Annotated in this window: 14 protein-coding genes and 2 pseudogenes; 13 read left to right on the top strand and 3 right to left on the bottom strand. The window is 49.0% G+C overall.

The annotated features are described in order from the left end of the window. Window positions 1-67 precede the first annotated feature (67 nt). The gene (locus ACN28Q_RS12090) at window positions 68-1,219 is read right to left on the bottom strand and encodes a hypothetical protein (RefSeq protein ID WP_131929005.1); all 1,152 of its coding nucleotides are present in this window, start codon (window positions 1,217-1,219) and stop codon (window positions 68-70) included. Between the two features lie 142 nt (window positions 1,220-1,361). Between ACN28Q_RS12090 and ACN28Q_RS12085 the strand changes: the two genes are divergently transcribed. The 3 genes and pseudogenes from ACN28Q_RS12085 to ACN28Q_RS12075 all read left to right on the top strand — a co-directional run. Continuing rightward, window positions 1,362-2,471, top strand: a complete 1,110-nt coding sequence (locus ACN28Q_RS12085) for a hypothetical protein (protein ID WP_095846574.1) — start codon at window positions 1,362-1,364, stop codon at window positions 2,469-2,471. 211 nt (window positions 2,472-2,682) lie between these two features. Continuing rightward, on the top strand, window positions 2,683-3,753 hold the full coding sequence (locus ACN28Q_RS12080) for a PDDEXK-like family protein (RefSeq protein ID WP_095846573.1): 1,071 nt from the start codon (window positions 2,683-2,685) through the stop codon (window positions 3,751-3,753). Window positions 3,754-3,848: 95 nt separating this feature from the next. Next, window positions 3,849-4,115, top strand: a pseudogene (locus ACN28Q_RS12075) (transposase); the annotation flags it as partial. 12 nt (window positions 4,116-4,127) lie between these two features. Here the strand turns inward: ACN28Q_RS12075 and ACN28Q_RS12070 are convergent. Further along, a complete protein-coding gene (locus tag ACN28Q_RS12070) occupies window positions 4,128-5,279 on the bottom strand; it encodes an IS30 family transposase (protein ID WP_095846572.1) in 1,152 nt (383 codons plus the stop codon). Between the two features lie 67 nt (window positions 5,280-5,346). Here ACN28Q_RS12070 and ACN28Q_RS12065 point away from each other — a divergent pair. From ACN28Q_RS12065 to ACN28Q_RS12030, 8 genes and pseudogenes are all read left to right on the top strand, one after another. After that, window positions 5,347-6,235, top strand: a pseudogene (locus ACN28Q_RS12065) (IS3 family transposase); the annotation flags it as partial. Between the two features lie 14 nt (window positions 6,236-6,249). Continuing rightward, window positions 6,250-6,441, top strand: a complete 192-nt coding sequence (locus ACN28Q_RS12060; protein ID WP_230469564.1) for an ogr/Delta-like zinc finger family protein — start codon at window positions 6,250-6,252, stop codon at window positions 6,439-6,441. A gap of 349 nt (window positions 6,442-6,790) precedes the next feature. Then, window positions 6,791-7,300: a hypothetical protein gene (locus ACN28Q_RS12055; RefSeq protein WP_131929010.1), complete on the top strand. Its 510-nt coding sequence runs from the start codon at window positions 6,791-6,793 to the stop codon at window positions 7,298-7,300. Continuing rightward, window positions 7,290-8,033, top strand: a complete 744-nt coding sequence (locus ACN28Q_RS12050) for a hypothetical protein (protein WP_095846569.1) — start codon at window positions 7,290-7,292, stop codon at window positions 8,031-8,033. Before ACN28Q_RS12055 ends, ACN28Q_RS12050 begins: the two co-directional genes overlap by 11 nt. Before the next feature lie 164 nt (window positions 8,034-8,197). After that, the gene (locus tag ACN28Q_RS12045; RefSeq protein ID WP_095846568.1) at window positions 8,198-9,160 is read left to right on the top strand and encodes a reverse transcriptase family protein; all 963 of its coding nucleotides are present in this window, start codon (window positions 8,198-8,200) and stop codon (window positions 9,158-9,160) included. A 424-nt stretch (window positions 9,161-9,584) separates the two neighbouring features. After that, entirely contained in the window at window positions 9,585-10,403 is an 819-nt protein-coding gene (locus ACN28Q_RS12040) for a DUF8812 domain-containing protein (RefSeq protein ID WP_329957334.1), read from the top strand. Further along, window positions 10,400-10,849: a lysozyme inhibitor LprI family protein gene (locus ACN28Q_RS12035; RefSeq protein WP_095846566.1), complete on the top strand. Its 450-nt coding sequence runs from the start codon at window positions 10,400-10,402 to the stop codon at window positions 10,847-10,849. Before ACN28Q_RS12040 ends, ACN28Q_RS12035 begins: the two co-directional genes overlap by 4 nt. A gap of 250 nt (window positions 10,850-11,099) precedes the next feature. Further along, complete coding sequence (locus tag ACN28Q_RS12030) at window positions 11,100-12,752, top strand: glucan biosynthesis protein D (RefSeq protein WP_095846565.1); 1,653 nt, start codon at window positions 11,100-11,102, stop codon at window positions 12,750-12,752. A gap of 60 nt (window positions 12,753-12,812) precedes the next feature. Here ACN28Q_RS12030 and ACN28Q_RS12025 read toward each other — a convergent pair whose 3' ends face one another. Then, entirely contained in the window at window positions 12,813-13,754 is a 942-nt protein-coding gene (locus ACN28Q_RS12025) for a LysR family transcriptional regulator (RefSeq protein ID WP_095846564.1), read from the bottom strand. Between the two features lie 104 nt (window positions 13,755-13,858). On the opposite strand from ACN28Q_RS12025, the gene ACN28Q_RS12020 reads away from it, so the two are divergent. Together ACN28Q_RS12020 and ACN28Q_RS12015 are read left to right on the top strand one after the other, a co-directional pair. Then, entirely contained in the window at window positions 13,859-14,890 is a 1,032-nt protein-coding gene (locus ACN28Q_RS12020) for a zinc-dependent alcohol dehydrogenase family protein (protein ID WP_095846563.1), read from the top strand. A 307-nt stretch (window positions 14,891-15,197) separates the two neighbouring features. Then, the gene (locus ACN28Q_RS12015; RefSeq protein WP_095846562.1) at window positions 15,198-16,055 is read left to right on the top strand and encodes a transporter substrate-binding domain-containing protein; all 858 of its coding nucleotides are present in this window, start codon (window positions 15,198-15,200) and stop codon (window positions 16,053-16,055) included. Window positions 16,056-16,066 lie beyond the last annotated feature (11 nt).

The raw sequence follows: 16,066 nt of genomic DNA, 5'->3' as shown, positions 1-16,066 counted from the left end.
TAAGGAAACACCATAAAGCGCTAAAAATTATGGATTGCCGTGTTTTTTAAATATCCTCCAATTACGATTAGTTTAAGTTTTTAAAATTTTCACGCAATTGCGGGATAATATCAACTATTAATTTCCTTCTCATTTTTAAAATTGAATCCGTACCATAGATGATACCGTAATCTTTCATGTATTCATTAGCATGGACAGCAGCAGTGTTATATGAGGTTATTTTGGGGTGTATTTCTAAACCTTCATTGATTTGTTTCCTGTAGTGGTACATGCGATCGCAGAGCATCGCTGTAAAATAGCCAAGAAATTGATTCCTTTGTTCCAGTATTTGTCGTTTATAAAGTTCACCACGAACACTGGTGGGTAAGTAATGGGTTAAATAATCTTTTATTGTATGCAACGGTTTCTGTCGTGTGAAGAGTAAAGTTCTTATGTCACAGATAACCGAATTGAACCTACTCTCATCAATTTCTTTTGGGATGTTAATGATAAAAGTATTATCAATTAATTCGTTGTTGATTGAAATAGGTTCTTCATCTGCATCCCTCAAAAAACCAGCTACAACGCCACTTAGTCCATAATTATTTTTAGTGGTGTTGTTCCATTTCTCGATAATAACTTTTGCTTCTTCCTGCGGGATTTTTTCCTCAAGTGAACTTTCATTCTCTCTAACTTTAAGCCAGTCTTCCCATGTGTGGGTATCAACTAATTTCGGACGTTTTCTAGGATAAAATAAAGCATCTTTAATATAATTACCCCATAACCAACTATAGTAAGTATCGAATGCCATCGAAAATTTAATTTGGCGGGATATGATTGTTGTCCACGGAATGGAGTGATGATGTGTGATTTTATCTAAAATACCTATGATTGAATTGGTGATGATTTTATCATTAATTATAGCAACCAGATCTGAGTAATTTTTCATGATGTGCTGTTCAATCGCCATCACTTCCCACGAGGCTTTTGATTTTTTTGCGTAGAGGTAATCCATTAGTGTTTTTGAAATATCGTCTTTTTGATTTTCCAATTGCGCCGACGTTGAATCTCCGGGATTCAAGTAAATATAAAGGGCTATGTTTTTATTTATCTCTTTATGTAGGTTAATTACTTCATCACACCGACCAGCCTTAAGCTCATCCCAAACAAGTAGGTCACAAGAGAGTAACCAATCCAGATGATTTAGCATACTTATTTCATGTGGTTCCAGTAGAGCCATTACGCACACCTCCAAGTGGCAATTCAGAATTAGGTTCAGAGCAGTGAGGGGAGTTTGGTCAAACCAAAGTCTCTCTTTTTTTGAGCACTAAACTTCACTACATTTGATGAACTTCTTGCAGTCTATCTAATGGTGATAACAAATGAAATCAGTATCGTATGACGCAGTAATGAGCCCAGGGGCTAGGGAAAAGATCGATAACGGCGAATGGCGTGTAATCGGCTTGTCCGTGATGGATACCTCAAATGGAAGAATGGTTGCCAATCTCAAAACGGTTACCAAGAGTAATCAATCTGAGTACACTCCTGCTCTGTTCGTAGCCTTAAGAGATGAGATTTGCCTCTCTCAACGATTGATGTCAATTAAGATTCGTGAGTCATTCGACAAGCAAAGGAGCATTCTGAACCGAATTGAAGGAAAAATTGATTTTCTGACTGATGTCAAATTCGCTGAGTTGGCTGGTGAGATTAATCATTTCTTTACTCAATGTGATCATTTACATACAAGTGAGGCGGTAAAGGCAGAGAGAGTGCTCGACCATGGTGGCCGTTTAGCTGCTAGGTTAGCGGGAATAACTGATGCCTTAATAGATGACTATTTGGGTAGCGTACAATTGGTTGTGGGGAATGAAACAATGGATTATTCCATGTACACATCGAGAGAATATACTACGGGGGGTTATCGTTACGAACCAGATGTTACGGAAATGACTTATCCGGATTTTATCGGTACGAGAGTTAAAAGCTTCCTTGGTGCGTTAATTGAAATGCTTAACAGTCTCAATCTTATCTCAGTGTGCTTTAACCAGGAGCTCTACATGGGGTATATGGACTCGCTAACGGCGCTACGTGTAAAATTACGGGCACTGCTTAATAGTTTAGTGTTCGGAGTTCCTGTTAAGGAAGGGAAGTTTAAATGCAAAAACTATCGTGCGCTAATATTCACCAAAGATCGCAATGGCGACTGGGTTCAGGATAATGAGGCCGAAAGACTCGCTCAGTACTACACTGAATTTTCCCATAATAATCTTGCAGCAAGCATCTACGAGCGGACCTCAGGGTATGTTAAACGAGATGAGAATTTATTCGCTGCCGTAACCGCAGTGCTCAATTTTATTGAGGATATTGATCTCCTTCTCAGTAGAGGTACCGAGCTCACGGAAGGAAGTATCATGGATACTGAGTCCATTAAATTGCTGTCCGAAACAATATTTCCATCTCGCACGAACCGATTACTAACGTCAACATCATGATAATTTGATGCCTAAACAGTCGCGCAAGTGATGTCTGCTGTTGACACTTAGCTGTCGGAATATTAAATAACTAGATTTACAGCACAGAGTGGACTGTTAACTTTCGCGTCTACCACAATTATAGGGCCCCCGGCCAGAGAGGTTCTCCCCTATGCTAGGGCTCTTTTTATTGATATGTTTCGGTCCATGTAAAGCCTCTAAGGAGAAACCGATGGACTTGCCGGCGCTGGAAGAGTTACTGACTCGCCTCAAATCACTGCCTGTTGCTGAAAAAAGCGAGGCCAATATCTTTTCGCTGGGTGCCCGCAGACACTATGAAAACCCGGTCAGCGATTTACTCGCTTTCTTTATTGATCCGGATGCTCCCCATGGACTGAATACACTGGTTCTTGGGGGCCTTCTGGAATGCCTAGCAGCCCCTGTTGATGCATCACTTCTATCTCCGCCAGCCCGTGAGGTCCTGACCCAAGAAGGAACTCGAATCGATTTGCTGCTTGAGTCGGAAGAATGGGCCATGGCGCTGGAGAATAAAATCTGGCACCAGCAGAATAACCCCTTCACTGATTACAGCGGGTATCTGGAACAAAAACATCCAGATAAGAAACCGCTCTTGGTGGTTCTGTCACCAGAGGGACAGGCCCCTACCGGCTGGACGGGAATAAGCTACAGTATGTTTATTTCTGTTCTGTCGCCCAAACTCGGCATGGCCTGTATTTCTTCCCCACTGAATAAATGGCAGGTATTGCTGCGCGAATTCATGTTACATCTGGAGTCACTGATGGGTAAAAATACGATTGCAGCTGAGACCGAAACCTTTGTTATCGAGAATTTGCTTAATATTCAGGAAGCTGTGTTGCTGAAAAATGCTGTGGTGAAATCACTTCAGGAGGAATGCCTGCTGTTTCTGACAGAACGTTTTTCTGATAGGGGTTATGGGGTCACCACGGCACTTAATCATTGGGAAGGTTACCCAGCGCTGCGCTTCGGGTTGTCGCACTGGGTGAGTGAATCTGATGTGGTACTTTTCCTGGACAGAACACCTGGAAGACAGTTTGAAGTGCGCACATACATCTGCAATCTGACGACTCCTACATTGCAGCATCAAGCAAAACAGATACTGATACCAGCACAGCATGACGACTGCTGGCCGGAGATGAGTGGGAGTGTGTTTACCGTTGTTTCTCGCCTGTCACGGAAGCATGAGGAAAAGCATCTGATGTTCCAGAGAGTGGCGAAAGCGTTGGATCAGTTGAACGAATTTGAACTGTACCATGAGAGATAGCGCCCATACTTACTTGTTGCGTTGAACTGAATCTGATCCTACCCACGAATAGTGGACACGCTGTTAAGCGAGTAAAATCGTTAATAAGGTGAACCATGACGCAAGCAAAATCTGTGAAGAAGACATCCCGTAATCAATATACCCCGGAATTTCGCCAGCAGGCGCTGGCGCTGGCTGAGCGCATCGGTGTGGCCAAAGCTGCCCGGGAGCTCGGCCTGCACGACTCTCAACGCTACGTCTGGCGCAGTAAACAACGTCAGCAGGGCTCCACCTCTGAGCGTGAGCAGCAACAGGCAACAGAAATCGCCCGCCTCAAGCGCCAACTGGCCGAGCGGGATGAGGAACTGGCCATCCTCCAAAAGGCGGCTGTAGATTCAATCTGTCAACGCAACACCCCTTTCAATTATCTCTTTCGGTGTTTTGAACTTCAGTGTCTTTCTTGGTCTGTTGTTTAGCTGAGCTGCAACCTGATCCAGCTCATGTTGAGTATATTGGGCAAGGCAAGTCTTTTTGGGAAAGTACTGTCTAATTAGCCCATTAGTGTTCTCGTTTGTTCCCCGCTGCCAGGGACTCTGAGGATCGCAGAAGTAAACTTTAACTCCGGTGCTGCCAGTAAATTCCAGATGCCTGGCCAGCTCCATTCCTCTGTCCCATGTCAGTGATTGCCGGAGTTCAGGCGGCAAGCTCAGGAATTTGTCGGTAAGAGCCTGATTCACTGAGAAAGAATCTTTGCCCCTGAGTCTAAGGATGATCGTATAACGTGATTTTCGGTCTACAAGTGTGGCTATATGCGAGTTTTTTGTGCCTGATACTAAATCGCCTTCCCAGTGCCCCAGAGAGCGTCTGTTATCGATATGCCGGGAGCGTTCGTGAATTGGCGTTCCGTTCACTATATTGATCGTACCTCTTTCACCTTTGCGGGTATGGCGTCTGCCATGACGAAGGCTATGCGATCGGCGCAGATGCTGTACATTCAGGTGGTGTAGCGCTTCACGGCTACGAAAGTACAGCGTTTTATAAATTGTCTCAGGTGATATTCGCAGTGTTTTTTGACGCGGCTTCGTTCGCCTTAACCATCCTGATATTTGCTCAGGAGACCACTTCATCACCAGCTTTTCCAGAACAAGCTCTCGCAACGGTAAATTCTGATCCAGTAAGCACGGTTTTGGTCTTTTCGCCATCCTGCTGGCCCGGTTATTAGCATCTACAGCTTTGTAATAGCGCCTGCCTCGATTACGCTGAACTTCACGTGAGATCGTCGAAGGACTACGATTTAGCGCAGTAGCTATCGCACGAATGCTCATTTTGGCTGACAAACCGGCTCGTATTTCCTCGCGCTCAGACAGCGTCAGGTGAGCTACAGCCCGCTTGCGCTCATTGGGTTTTATGCCGCCAGTATCTCTTAACATAGTGAAGATTGTTCCTGGTTTCGAACCCAGGATATTAGCTATTTCACTGAAGCCTGTTCCGTTCTTCCACAGTTCAAAAACAGATGCTTTTTCCTTTGCTGTAAATGTCCGTCTCATTCAAAAATCCTCCGCAACCCCATGTTTTCACATGACTGTTGCGTTGACCAATTGAATCTACAGCCACCTACTTCGCCAGACGCCTGAAGTGAAGTACGGTTTTATACACCAACATCAGGCGGTGTTCTCAGTGAAAAGCCTGGCCCGGATACTGTGCGCCTCGCGCAGTGGCTGGTATGCGTGGTTGAAGCGCCGACAATCCTTCTCGCTGCGGCAGATGCGTCGTCAGCAGTGTGATGAGCGGGTGACACAAGCTTTTATACAGGCAAAACAGCGCTATGGCGCGCCCCGCCTTACGCAGGCGTTGCGTAAGGCGGGCCATGGCTGGAACCGTAAAACGGTGGCGGCCAGTCTGCGACGTCAGGGATTACGGGCCAGAGCGGCGCGCAAGTTCAAAGCCACGACAAACAGCCGGCATAACCTGCCGGTGGCGCCGAACCTGTTGCAACAGGACTTCAGTGCAACGGGGCCGGACCAGAAGTACGTTGGGGATATCACCTACCTGTGGACAGAGGAAGGCTGGCTGTACCTGGCGGTGGTTATCGACCTGTATTCGCGTCGGGTGGTGGGTTGGTCGATGTCGGAACGAATGACGGCGGAGCTGGCGTGCAATACGCTGAAAATGGCGCTGTGGCGGCGAAAGATGCCGCGCGGCGTGATAGTTTATCTCTGATAGAGGGAGCCAGTATTGTTCCCATAATTATCAGGGTGTTATCAAAGACAATGGACTGATATGCAGTATGAGCGCGAAGGGCTGTTGCTACGATAACGCCTGTGCGGAAAGCTTCTTCCACAGTCTGAAAGTGGAGCTAATCCACGGAGAGAGGTTCAACACGCGGGAGGAGATGAAATCGGCGGTATTCGAGTATATCGAGATAGACTACAATCGGCACCGACGGCATAGTGCCAACGGCGGGCTAAGCCCGGTGCAATTTGAGGAAAGAAACCTCGCTTAAGGCAGTGTCCACCGTTGCTGGGCAAGATCAAAGAGGCTTATTACCAGTGCCAGAATATTGACTGCTCCAGCACCTTTAAGATGCGAGGGAGTATCGAACACGTGATCCGCCAACCATTGCCGCCACAGCCGCTTATGGCGTCGGTGTCACCGCCACCACAGCAGCGGACTCTGAATCGCTACGGAAGCCACCACCACGTGCATTGATGCCTCCCCACCCGCCCCCTTCCCGGTGCGGGTTTTTATTGCCTCACCCCCTCTCGTTTCGCGGATTTTCTCTGGTGGGCCTCTCTTTTTGAGCTTGCATGCATAGGGTGCATGATTTTGCATGCAGAAAAATGCAATTGTCGTCCCCTTCCGCGCCAGTACTGGCGCGGTTTGGCGCCGGTCATACAACTGCATGAAAAGCGATACATGAAGCGGGCAGGCGAGGTGGGGATAGCATTGCGCGCAGCGATGTTAAATCATGCATTTTGTTGAAGGCTAATTTCAAAGAGGTATACTTGTGTACAAGGGCCGTTTTAAGTGTGAGATGAAATTATCCACTGGAGAAGCGATGTCAGATTTTCATAAAGTTGCTGAGCATTTATCGCAACATGCAAAAAAATGCAAAGACGATACAGCTGATGCATTTGGCAGGTCAGCACTGAATAGGTATTATTACGCCACATACATTTCTGTAAGAGAATTTTTGGGGACAATGGATAAATCTTGGGAAGGCCAGTCCCATGGCACAATACCCCCTCTTCTTGAAGGCGAGTTGCTTAAAAGAATTAGAACCGCGGCAGCAAGTCAAGAAAGGCTGGGTCTTATAACCACCCCCAAAAGCAAAGGATATATTTCATCAGCATCAAATGCCGCATCTTCAATAGCGTCAATACTTAAATCAGCTTATTCCATTAGGGTTATTTCCGATTACAAACCAAACATCAAGCTAACCTTTAATAATGGCGGCTTTTCATGCGGGGGACATACGGACTCTGAGGCAAGAAGCTGGAAAAGCAAAGTCGATGCGCAGAAAGGGATTTTATTAAACATTTCTAGGGAGTTAGGCATTGTCTCTTGAAAAATACATTCAGGAAATCATTGAAAGCAAGGCAAGCTATGTGTCTTCTTTCAAATACGATGATATATCCGAGTCTATCCTATTGGAGATTCCATTAGATAAAATAAGAGAAGTTTCAAGTAAGAATTTCACATCTAAGAGGCAAATTAAAAACCTATCTAAAAAAATAGAACTTCTTACTAAGCGAAAGGTTATTATCTCTTATAGGCAGTCAGAAAAAATAAACAACTTAGAAATAGGCCTTAAAGAGATAATCTCAATAAAAAGCGGTAATGTAATATCAAATTTATCAATCTCTATGATTGATGAGTCAAACTGTATTGTTTGGATTTTTACGTCGGAAAGTTTGAGCGCAGAAAAGAAAGATGAAATAAAAAATCAAGCTAAAAAATTCTTGCATAGCGCCCTTATAATTGTTAATGAAACATATTTTGCGCCCCCCAAGAAAGAAGAGCCATCAGCAATGGCAATCATGCGTACACTAAAGATACTATCCCCAGCACAAACAACCCCCTTAAAAATCGCTCTCGAAGCGAGAGATTTCAATGTTCCATCTGAAAAGTGGTTGCTCTCTAAACTCGATTATTTGCGCAAACGAAAATTTATAGTCCGAAATACAGATGGTTCATATGCTCTTTCAGGGAACGGCATTGCCATTGTCCCAACATCATCTTCTAAATCAAGTTCGGATATCGAACGTATCCTATCGCTAGCAAGGAGAAAAGTATGGTAAGCTATATGTGGTGGTGGTGATGAAGTCGCGAGAGTGTGTATCACACTCATTAGCGAAGATCATCCATAGAAGGGCGCCTGTACGCAGGCAGACGCTCCTTCGAATCGTCTGCCTGCGTACAGGCGGCATCAACGAAAGCGATCAGCTTTGCTAAAGGTAGATCTATGAAAACTTCACCACCACCTTTACTCGTTTCTTTCAAAAGCGCTAAAAATTTGATAGATGCATTGCCTCCTTCTGTATCCGAAAAATACGAAGATGAGATTAAATATTTAACTGAAAAAAACCTTCCACCAGTGGTTTCAGTAGCAGTAGTGAGCATTATTTTTGGTGTAAGCTCCAATTTTATTGCTTCTATTTTAAGAAGAAAAGAGAGTCAATATAGAAATTTTACCATTAAGAAGGGGACTAAAAGAAGAAAAATTGAAGCGCCTAAAGTGGGTTTAAAGATTTTCCAATCCTGGATAGGTCATAATCTATCAAGCGCATTAAGTTTTCCTAAATGCGTATTCGGATTCATTCCCGATATGAATGGCGTTTTCGAAGCAGCGGATGTACATTGTGAGTCTAAGTGGGTTTACTCCTTAGATCTTAGAGATTTTTTTACTAGTATTAGCAGGGAAAAAGTTAAATCTGAATTAATTAATTTGGGTTACTCTGCTCACTCTGCTGAATTAATCACCATACTTTGCACATACCAAGGACGTTTGCCTCAAGGTTCTCCTGCAAGTCCGGTCCTATCAAATATAGTATTTCAAAAAACAGACTCCCTCTTGCTTAAGAAATCCGAAGATTTAGGTATAAAATATACGCGGTATGCAGATGACTTAGTTTTTTCCGGTATAAATTCCATGCCTGCAGCACTACCAGAATTAATAAAAGAAGTTCTCCTTGATGAGGGCTGGACTATAGCTGAAGAGAAGGAGTATATATCTTGCCTTCCCAATCGACTAAAAGTTCATGGCCTTTTAGTCCATGGCGAAAAACCAAGACTCACAAAAGGTTATAGAAATCGTATTCGAGCTTATAAGCATTTATTGAATTCTGGCAAAGTTAAGGATGCAGACCTTGATATGGTGAATGGACACATTTCTTATGCGGAAAACTTAGATCGGTTCAATAATTGACCACAAACCAAACCTGTACCATTTAATGTACCCAAAAACAAACATATAAATAAAAGAATTTAAATCAAAAACTTACTGAAAATCATTTTTTTAGATCCAAAATATCGAATAATTTCCACCCTGTTCCACCGACTGCCACAACGCCCTGTTTTCAGGGCGTTTTTATTGCTATCAACGTCTGCTACCCAGCATGGTTGAAGATGTTTCCGATCCGAAAGGCCACCTATATTCTTGATGCTCCACGCAGAAACATTAATTGCCTTTGCAAGCAAGCGCTGGTTAATATCCCTGTATGGAGTGATAAACACAAAGGAAAACAAGATGCTGAATCGCCATCATCACACCCCCACGGATTTTTCGTCTTACCTCATCAGTGGGAACCTGTGGAACCAACAATACCGACGAAGTGAAAGCGGTTCAGCAGTTGATTGATAATGCTGGTTATCAGTTGGCCACCGGACAAACGTTAGTCATAAATGGTCGCTGCGACACAGCCACCACCGAGGCAATACGCTGGTATCAGCGCCTGTTAAACATGTCACCGAATGGCCTGATTCAGCCTACTGATACTTGGTTTATGCAGGCGCTTAACGAAGCCAGCGCTCCACACTGGCGGCCAAAACACAGCGGCGGGCCATTGCGGGTTCAGCAAGGCCAAATCACGTTCGATGCAGAGGGCGTGGACTATATCACCGCTGTGGCGCCATTCCGCCAGAAGCGCTATCCCAATTTTTCTCGGATATTGCAGTGGCCGCCTACGAACTCTTCAGGGGTAACACTTGGTCGCGGTTACGATATGGGGAACCGTAGCAGTGGCGAGATTTTTACCACTCTCAAGCAAGCAGGCATTGAGGAATATAAAGCTGCAATATGTTCGAAAGCAGCGCACCTAAAAGGGCGCCAAGCAGAACAATTCGTGAAAGTCTATGGCCCTCTTGTAGGTGAAATCACTCACGAGCAACAAATCCGTTTGTTTGAACTGGCCTATCAGGTAAAACTCAATGAAGCACGAAACCTCTACGGGCGAATATCCCACACCATCCCAAACGCGCCTGCCTGGGAACAGCTAGACCAAAAAATCAGGGACGTAATAATCGATATTTTTTATCAAGGCGTGCACAATGCCAGAGCGCTGTTTCAAGCCTCTATTGAGGGAAAGAATGCCCTGATTGCTCATATCAGAAACACCCCCACCTACATGTCATTTGAAAGCCACAGAAACAGAATAAGGTATCTTCAGTGAAAAAAGTCCTCATCATCCTTAGCGCCCTGATGACACCTATAGCAGCACATGCAGAGCTTTCCACTGGGCCGGAGCGCGACGCCTGTTTTAAACAAAATGAAAGCATTCCTGCTGCCTATAACTGTCTGTCGGCCCAAAAAGACGCCAGCAGCAAAAAGCTGGATACGCTCATAGCCGAAACCGTTAAACGCATCAAGGCCAACAATGTTGGCCCCTTCAATGGCAAAGAAGACAGCCCCGAAACAGCCGGCGACGTATACAGCCGCCGTTTTCTGGATGCGCAAAAAAAATGGAAAGCCTACCGGGATGAACTCTGCCTGTCTGTGGCTACTGAACTGGATGAAGACTCCTACGATTATCAGCCCTACATTGATCAGTGCCAGATAAACCTGAACAGAAATCATGCCAACGAAATAGCACAAATGGGGCTGCCGCCAGCAAACTAATACTCTCATCGCCAGTGCGGTGCCCAATTCCCGCTGGCGGCTTAACGCCAGCCTCCCATCCTGAAAACCGCCAGGCCTTGCCCTTTCGAAGCGGATTGCTCCCTAGTCTTAATAATCTCGCCTGACCGCCGTGAGAATAGAATTCACCGTCATTATTGAATAGAGTGTGTACTTTTGGTTGTACTCTGTTCCCCGCAGCCTCAGCGCAAGCGAGGAAAAATTCATCGACATGAAAGGATACTTTTCTGGCATGAACCGCAGACGTTTTATCCAAGCTTCCTTCGCCCTTGCCGCTACCTGCGGAACTCCCACACTCGCAACCCTGTTTACCCGCTCGGCCTGGGGCCAAGACGGCATTGCCGATGGCCGCGCCACTGCCTTTGATTTTTCCACACTTCAGAACATGGCCCGCGAGCTGGCGCAGAAGCCATGGAGCGGCTCAGCGAAGCCGGTGCCGACGGCGCTGGCTAGCCTAACGCCCCAGGCTTATAACAGCATCCAGTACGACGCCGGCCACTCTCTGTGGAACGGCATCGATAGCCGCCAACTGGACGTGCAATTCTTCCACGTCGGCATGGGGTTCCAGCGCCGGGTGCGGATGTACTCCCTCGATCCGAAAACCCGCCAGGCGCAGGAAATCCACTTCCGCCCAGAGTTGTTCAACTACCACGACGCCGGCATTGATACCCACCAGTTGGAGGGGCAGTCCGATCTGGGGTTCGCGGGTTTTAAAGTGTTTAAATCGCCTGAGCTGTTTCGCCGCGACGTGCTCTCCTTCCTTGGTGCCAGCTACTTTCGCGCGGTAGACGAGACCGGGCAGTACGGTTTGTCTGCGCGCGGGCTGGCGGTTGATACGTACACCAACACCCAAGAGGAATTCCCGGATTTCACCGCCTTCTGGTTTGAAACGCCGAAAGCCAGCGACACCACGTTCGTGGTCTATGCGTTGCTGGACAGCCCCAGCATCGCCGGCGCATACAAATTCACCATCCATTGCGAAGCCAAACGGGTGGTGATGGACATCGAAAACTATCTATACACCCGTAAGGATATCCAGCAGTTGGGCGTGGCGCCGATGACCAGCATGTTCAGTTGCGGCACCAACGAACGGCGGATGTGCGATACCATTCATCCGCAAATCCATGACTCCGATCGCCTGGCCATGTGGCGCGGCAACGGCGAATGGATCTGTCGGCCGCTGAATAACCCGCAGCGCCTCCAGTTCAATGCGTTTGCAGATGACAATCCGAAAGGGTTTGGCCTGTTGCAGTTGGATCACGATTTCAACAGCTATCAGGACGTGATGGGCTGGTACAACAAACGCCCGAGCCTGTGGGTTGAGCCACGCAACAACTGGGGCAAAGGCTCGGTTTCGCTGATGGAGATCCCCACCACCGGCGAGACGCTGGATAACATCGTCTGCTTCTGGCAGCCGGAAAACCCCGTCAAGGCAGGCGACACCCTCAATTTCCAATATCGCCTGTACTGGAGCGGCCTGCCGCCGGTGCACACGCCGCTGGCGCGGGTCTACGCCACCCGTACCGGCATGGGCAGTTTCCCGGAAGGCTGGGCGCCGGGCGAACATTTCCCGCAGCAATGGTCGCGCCGTTTCGCCGTTGATTTTATCGGCGGCGATTTAAAAGCCGCGGCGCCGAAGGGAATTGAACCGGTGATTACCCTTTCCAGCGGCGAAGCGAAACAGATCGAGATCCTGTACGTAGAGCCGTTCGACGGTTACCGCATCCTGTTCGACTGGTACCCAACCTCAGACGCCACCGATCCGGTGGAGATGCGCATGTTCCTGCGCTGCCAGGGAGAGGCCATCAGCGAAACCTGGCTGTATCAGTATTTCCCGCCGGCCGCGGATAAGCGCAAATACATAGACGATCGCCAAATGCGATAAAAAAATGCGGCACAGAGCGCCATCTGTGCCGCATTACTTCCTCAGCCAGGTGGCATACCTTTACCCTGTGTTACCCGTCAACAAATGATCCCACGGCGCTACCGGCAGCAAAGCCGCCATCAGCGCATCCACCACCACCCTCACCTTTGGCGCCAGCTCGCGCGAGCGCGGCCAAAGCGCGGTTATGGGGACATCGTTTGGCGGCGTGGCAACCGGAATCACCTTTAATTCCCCATTATGTATTGCTTCTGCCGCCAGCCACGTCGCCAAACAGGCCACCCCCATGCCGCTGATTGCCGCATCCAGCAAGGCTTCGCCATTACTGATGATATGCCGATAGGGCAGATCGTAAGCTTTAACCTGCCCCGCCGGGCCCATCAGCCAAGGGAGCGCCCGCCCTTGCCTGGCGAACCCCAGGCAGCGATGATGGCCCAGATCCTCCACCGAGCGCGGCAGGCCGTGCGTGAACAAATATTCAGGCGCCGCGCAGATAACCGAATGCTGGAACCCCAGGCGGCGGGCATTCAGGCTGGCGGAATTCCCCGGATCGCCAAGCCGCACTGCCAAATCAACCCGCTCCTCGACCAGATCAATTCTGCGATCGGTAAAAGCGACATCCATTTCCAGATCCGGGTATTGCTTCGCCACCGCTTTCAACACCGGCATAATGCGCAGCCGGCCAAAAGACACCGGCAAGTTTATCCGCACCCGGCCTGTAACCCGGCGGGTTGTCGAGGCAAGCCTGGATTCCGCCGCGTTGAGCTCATCCAGCACCCGCAGGCAGCTGTGATAATAATCATGCCCCTCTTGGGTCAGGTTCAGGCTGCGCGTTGTTCGGTTAAGGAGCTTTATCCCCAGCCGCGCTTCCAGGCGCGCCACGCTTTTGCCCGGCGCGGATGTCGATACCCCCATCCGCGCCGCAGCGGCGGTAAAACTGCCGGCTTCGACGGTATGAACAAACGCGGAGATATCCTGCAACCGGGAGTGAAAACCATTCTTCATCGCATTACAGACTCTATGGCGGAAATGATGCGCCATCATATCGCGATACAGGATAAAACATCGCCAGTAACATGACCGATACGGCTCACAATGGAGGTATCATCATGACTAACACCATGAAACAGTGGCAATTACAGCAATTTGGCATAGGCCAACTGCAGCAGGCCAAAGTGCCCATCCCCACCCCCGCGAACCATCAGTTGCTGGTGAAAGTGGCGGCCGTCGCGCTGAACTATCGCGATAAATTGGTGATAGAAGGCGAACTGCTGCCTGAAAAGCCGCCCATGCCCTTTGTACCGACCTCGGACATGGCGGGCACCGTGGTGGCGGTGGGCAGTGACGTCACGCGATTTAAACAGGGTGATCGGGTATGCGGTAATTTCTGGGTTCAGTGGGTTGACGGCGAACCGCCGGCGGAGATGCTGCTCCACGGCCTTTCCCTGGGGGGCCCATTGCCCGGGATGCTGGCCGAATACGTCTTGCTGGAAGAGCACGCCGCCGTAGCGGTAGCCCCCACATTAACGAATGAAGAAGCCGCCACCCTACCGATCGCCGGCCTGACGGCCTGGTTCGCTCTGATCGAAACCGGGCGGCTCGAAGCAGGGCAAACGGTCGTCACCCAAGGCACCGGCGGCGTATCGCTGTTTGCCCTGCAGATCGCCCGTGCCTTCGGCGCCAGGGTGATTGTGACTTCCCGCAGTGCACAAAAGTTGGCGCGCATTAAAACGCTGGCGCATTGCGAGACCATCAATACCGTGGAACAGCCTGCATGGGCGCAAGCCGTCCTAGCATTAACCGGCGGCAGGGGCGCCGAGCATATTATTGAAACCATCGGCGGGGAAAACCTTACCCAGTCAGTCAGCGCGCTGGCCGGCGGCGGCCGTATCGCCCAGATTGGTTTCCTGAACGGCCCCGATATAACGTTGTCTGCCGTGCCGCTGATGCTGCGGCGCGCCGTTATTCAGGGTATTTCCGTTGGCCACCGGCGTGCATTTGAAAAAATGATGGATGCCTTTGCGCACAAAGGCATTCGGCCGGTCATAGACCACGTTTATGGCTTTCACGACGTTCCTGCCGCATTCCAGCATTTGGATCGCGGGCCTTTTGGCAAAGTGGTGATACGCATCGCCCCCTGATGGTTGGCGATCCCCCTCGGTTCCAGCGCCGGCGGCTTGTGCACTCTTTAGTGCCTGGCCCCGGCAACCTGTATATGCACAAAATTCGTGCAGCGGCATGCATTACCGTTGTGCGGCATAACCGCACATTACACCGCTACCCCCGCCAGACGCACAAAGCAAACAAGACAAAAAACACCTTAATAATCTGTTTTTAAAACAAATTAAATACACATACCGCCTGTTAGCACTGTTGGCATGATTCATGCTCATATCATCTTGTTCAAGTAACTTTACTTAAATTCAAAACACTTTCAGAGAGCCGATCATGAAACTACGCCTTTTTGCCGTACCCCTGTGCTGGACTGCCCTGATAACCGCCGGCGTTTTTTCCGCCGCGGCCCACAGCGCCGATCTGCTGCAACGCATCAAAGACGCCAAAGTGATTACGGTCGCCACCGAGGCGCGCTACGCGCCATTCGAGTATGTCGAAAACGGCAAAATCATTGGCTATGACGTGGATTTGATGAACCACATTTTGGCAAAACGGCTGCCGGGCGTGGCCGTAAAGCAGCTGGATCTGCCTTTCCAGGGGATCCTCCCTGGCCTGGATGCGAAAAAATTTGATTTCGTCGTCACCGCCGTCACCGTGAATAAACAGCGCATCGCCCGCTTCGCCTTTACCACGCCGATTGCCGAATCCACGGTGGCGCTGCTCAAACGCGCGGACGATGCGTCTATCGGTACAACCGCCGATCTGAGCGGTAAAGTCATTGGCTCGCAAACCGGTTCCGGACAGTTGCAAATCCTGCAGGCCTTCGATAAATCGCTGAAAGCGGAAGGGAAACCGAGCATTAAAGAGATCAAACAGTACGTCGCCTTCGATGAAGCCTATGCCGATCTTGCCGCCAAGCGTCTGGATGGCGTGGCCCAGTCGCTCTCAAACCTTGGCCCGTTAATCAAATCCCGCCCGGGGGTATTCGCGACCCTGCCGACCATGCTCGGCCCAACCACCTATTTTGGCTGGGTGGGGCGCAAGGATGAAGACAGCGCCTCGCTGGTGAAGCTGTTCAGCGATGGCATCGCGGAAGCAAACCGCGACGGCACGATGCAGGCCCTGCAACAGAAATGGTTTGGCTTCACCATGGCCGTACCGGCAGACGCCATGCCCGCGCCTAATCTGTGAGACGCCGTTAA

The sequence above is a fragment of the Gibbsiella quercinecans genome (assembly GCF_002291425.1).
In the GTDB taxonomy this organism is placed as follows: Bacteria; Pseudomonadota; Gammaproteobacteria; order Enterobacterales; family Enterobacteriaceae; genus Gibbsiella; species Gibbsiella quercinecans.
The sequence above is the reverse complement of the archived record's forward strand: the minus strand, read 5'-3'. Positions and strand labels throughout refer to the sequence as shown.

What these genes read in the sequence shown, in the direction of transcription:
- ACN28Q_RS12090 (WP_131929005.1), bottom strand. Translation starts at nt 1,219, where the DNA reads ATGGCTCTACTGGAACCACATGAAATAAGTATGCTAAATCATCTGGAT.
- ACN28Q_RS12015 (WP_095846562.1), top strand. Translation starts at nt 15,198, where the DNA reads ATGAAACTACGCCTTTTTGCCGTACCCCTGTGCTGGACTGCCCTGATA.
- ACN28Q_RS12085 (WP_095846574.1), top strand. Translation starts at nt 1,362, where the DNA reads ATGAAATCAGTATCGTATGACGCAGTAATGAGCCCAGGGGCTAGGGAA.
- ACN28Q_RS12045 (WP_095846568.1), top strand. Translation starts at nt 8,198, where the DNA reads ATGAAAACTTCACCACCACCTTTACTCGTTTCTTTCAAAAGCGCTAAA.
- ACN28Q_RS12020 (WP_095846563.1), top strand. Translation starts at nt 13,859, where the DNA reads ATGACTAACACCATGAAACAGTGGCAATTACAGCAATTTGGCATAGGC.
- ACN28Q_RS12070 (WP_095846572.1), bottom strand. Translation starts at nt 5,279, where the DNA reads ATGAGACGGACATTTACAGCAAAGGAAAAAGCATCTGTTTTTGAACTG.
- ACN28Q_RS12055 (WP_131929010.1), top strand. Translation starts at nt 6,791, where the DNA reads ATGTCAGATTTTCATAAAGTTGCTGAGCATTTATCGCAACATGCAAAA.
- ACN28Q_RS12080 (WP_095846573.1), top strand. Translation starts at nt 2,683, where the DNA reads ATGGACTTGCCGGCGCTGGAAGAGTTACTGACTCGCCTCAAATCACTG.
- ACN28Q_RS12030 (WP_095846565.1), top strand. Translation starts at nt 11,100, where the DNA reads ATGAACCGCAGACGTTTTATCCAAGCTTCCTTCGCCCTTGCCGCTACC.
- ACN28Q_RS12025 (WP_095846564.1), bottom strand. Translation starts at nt 13,754, where the DNA reads ATGAAGAATGGTTTTCACTCCCGGTTGCAGGATATCTCCGCGTTTGTT.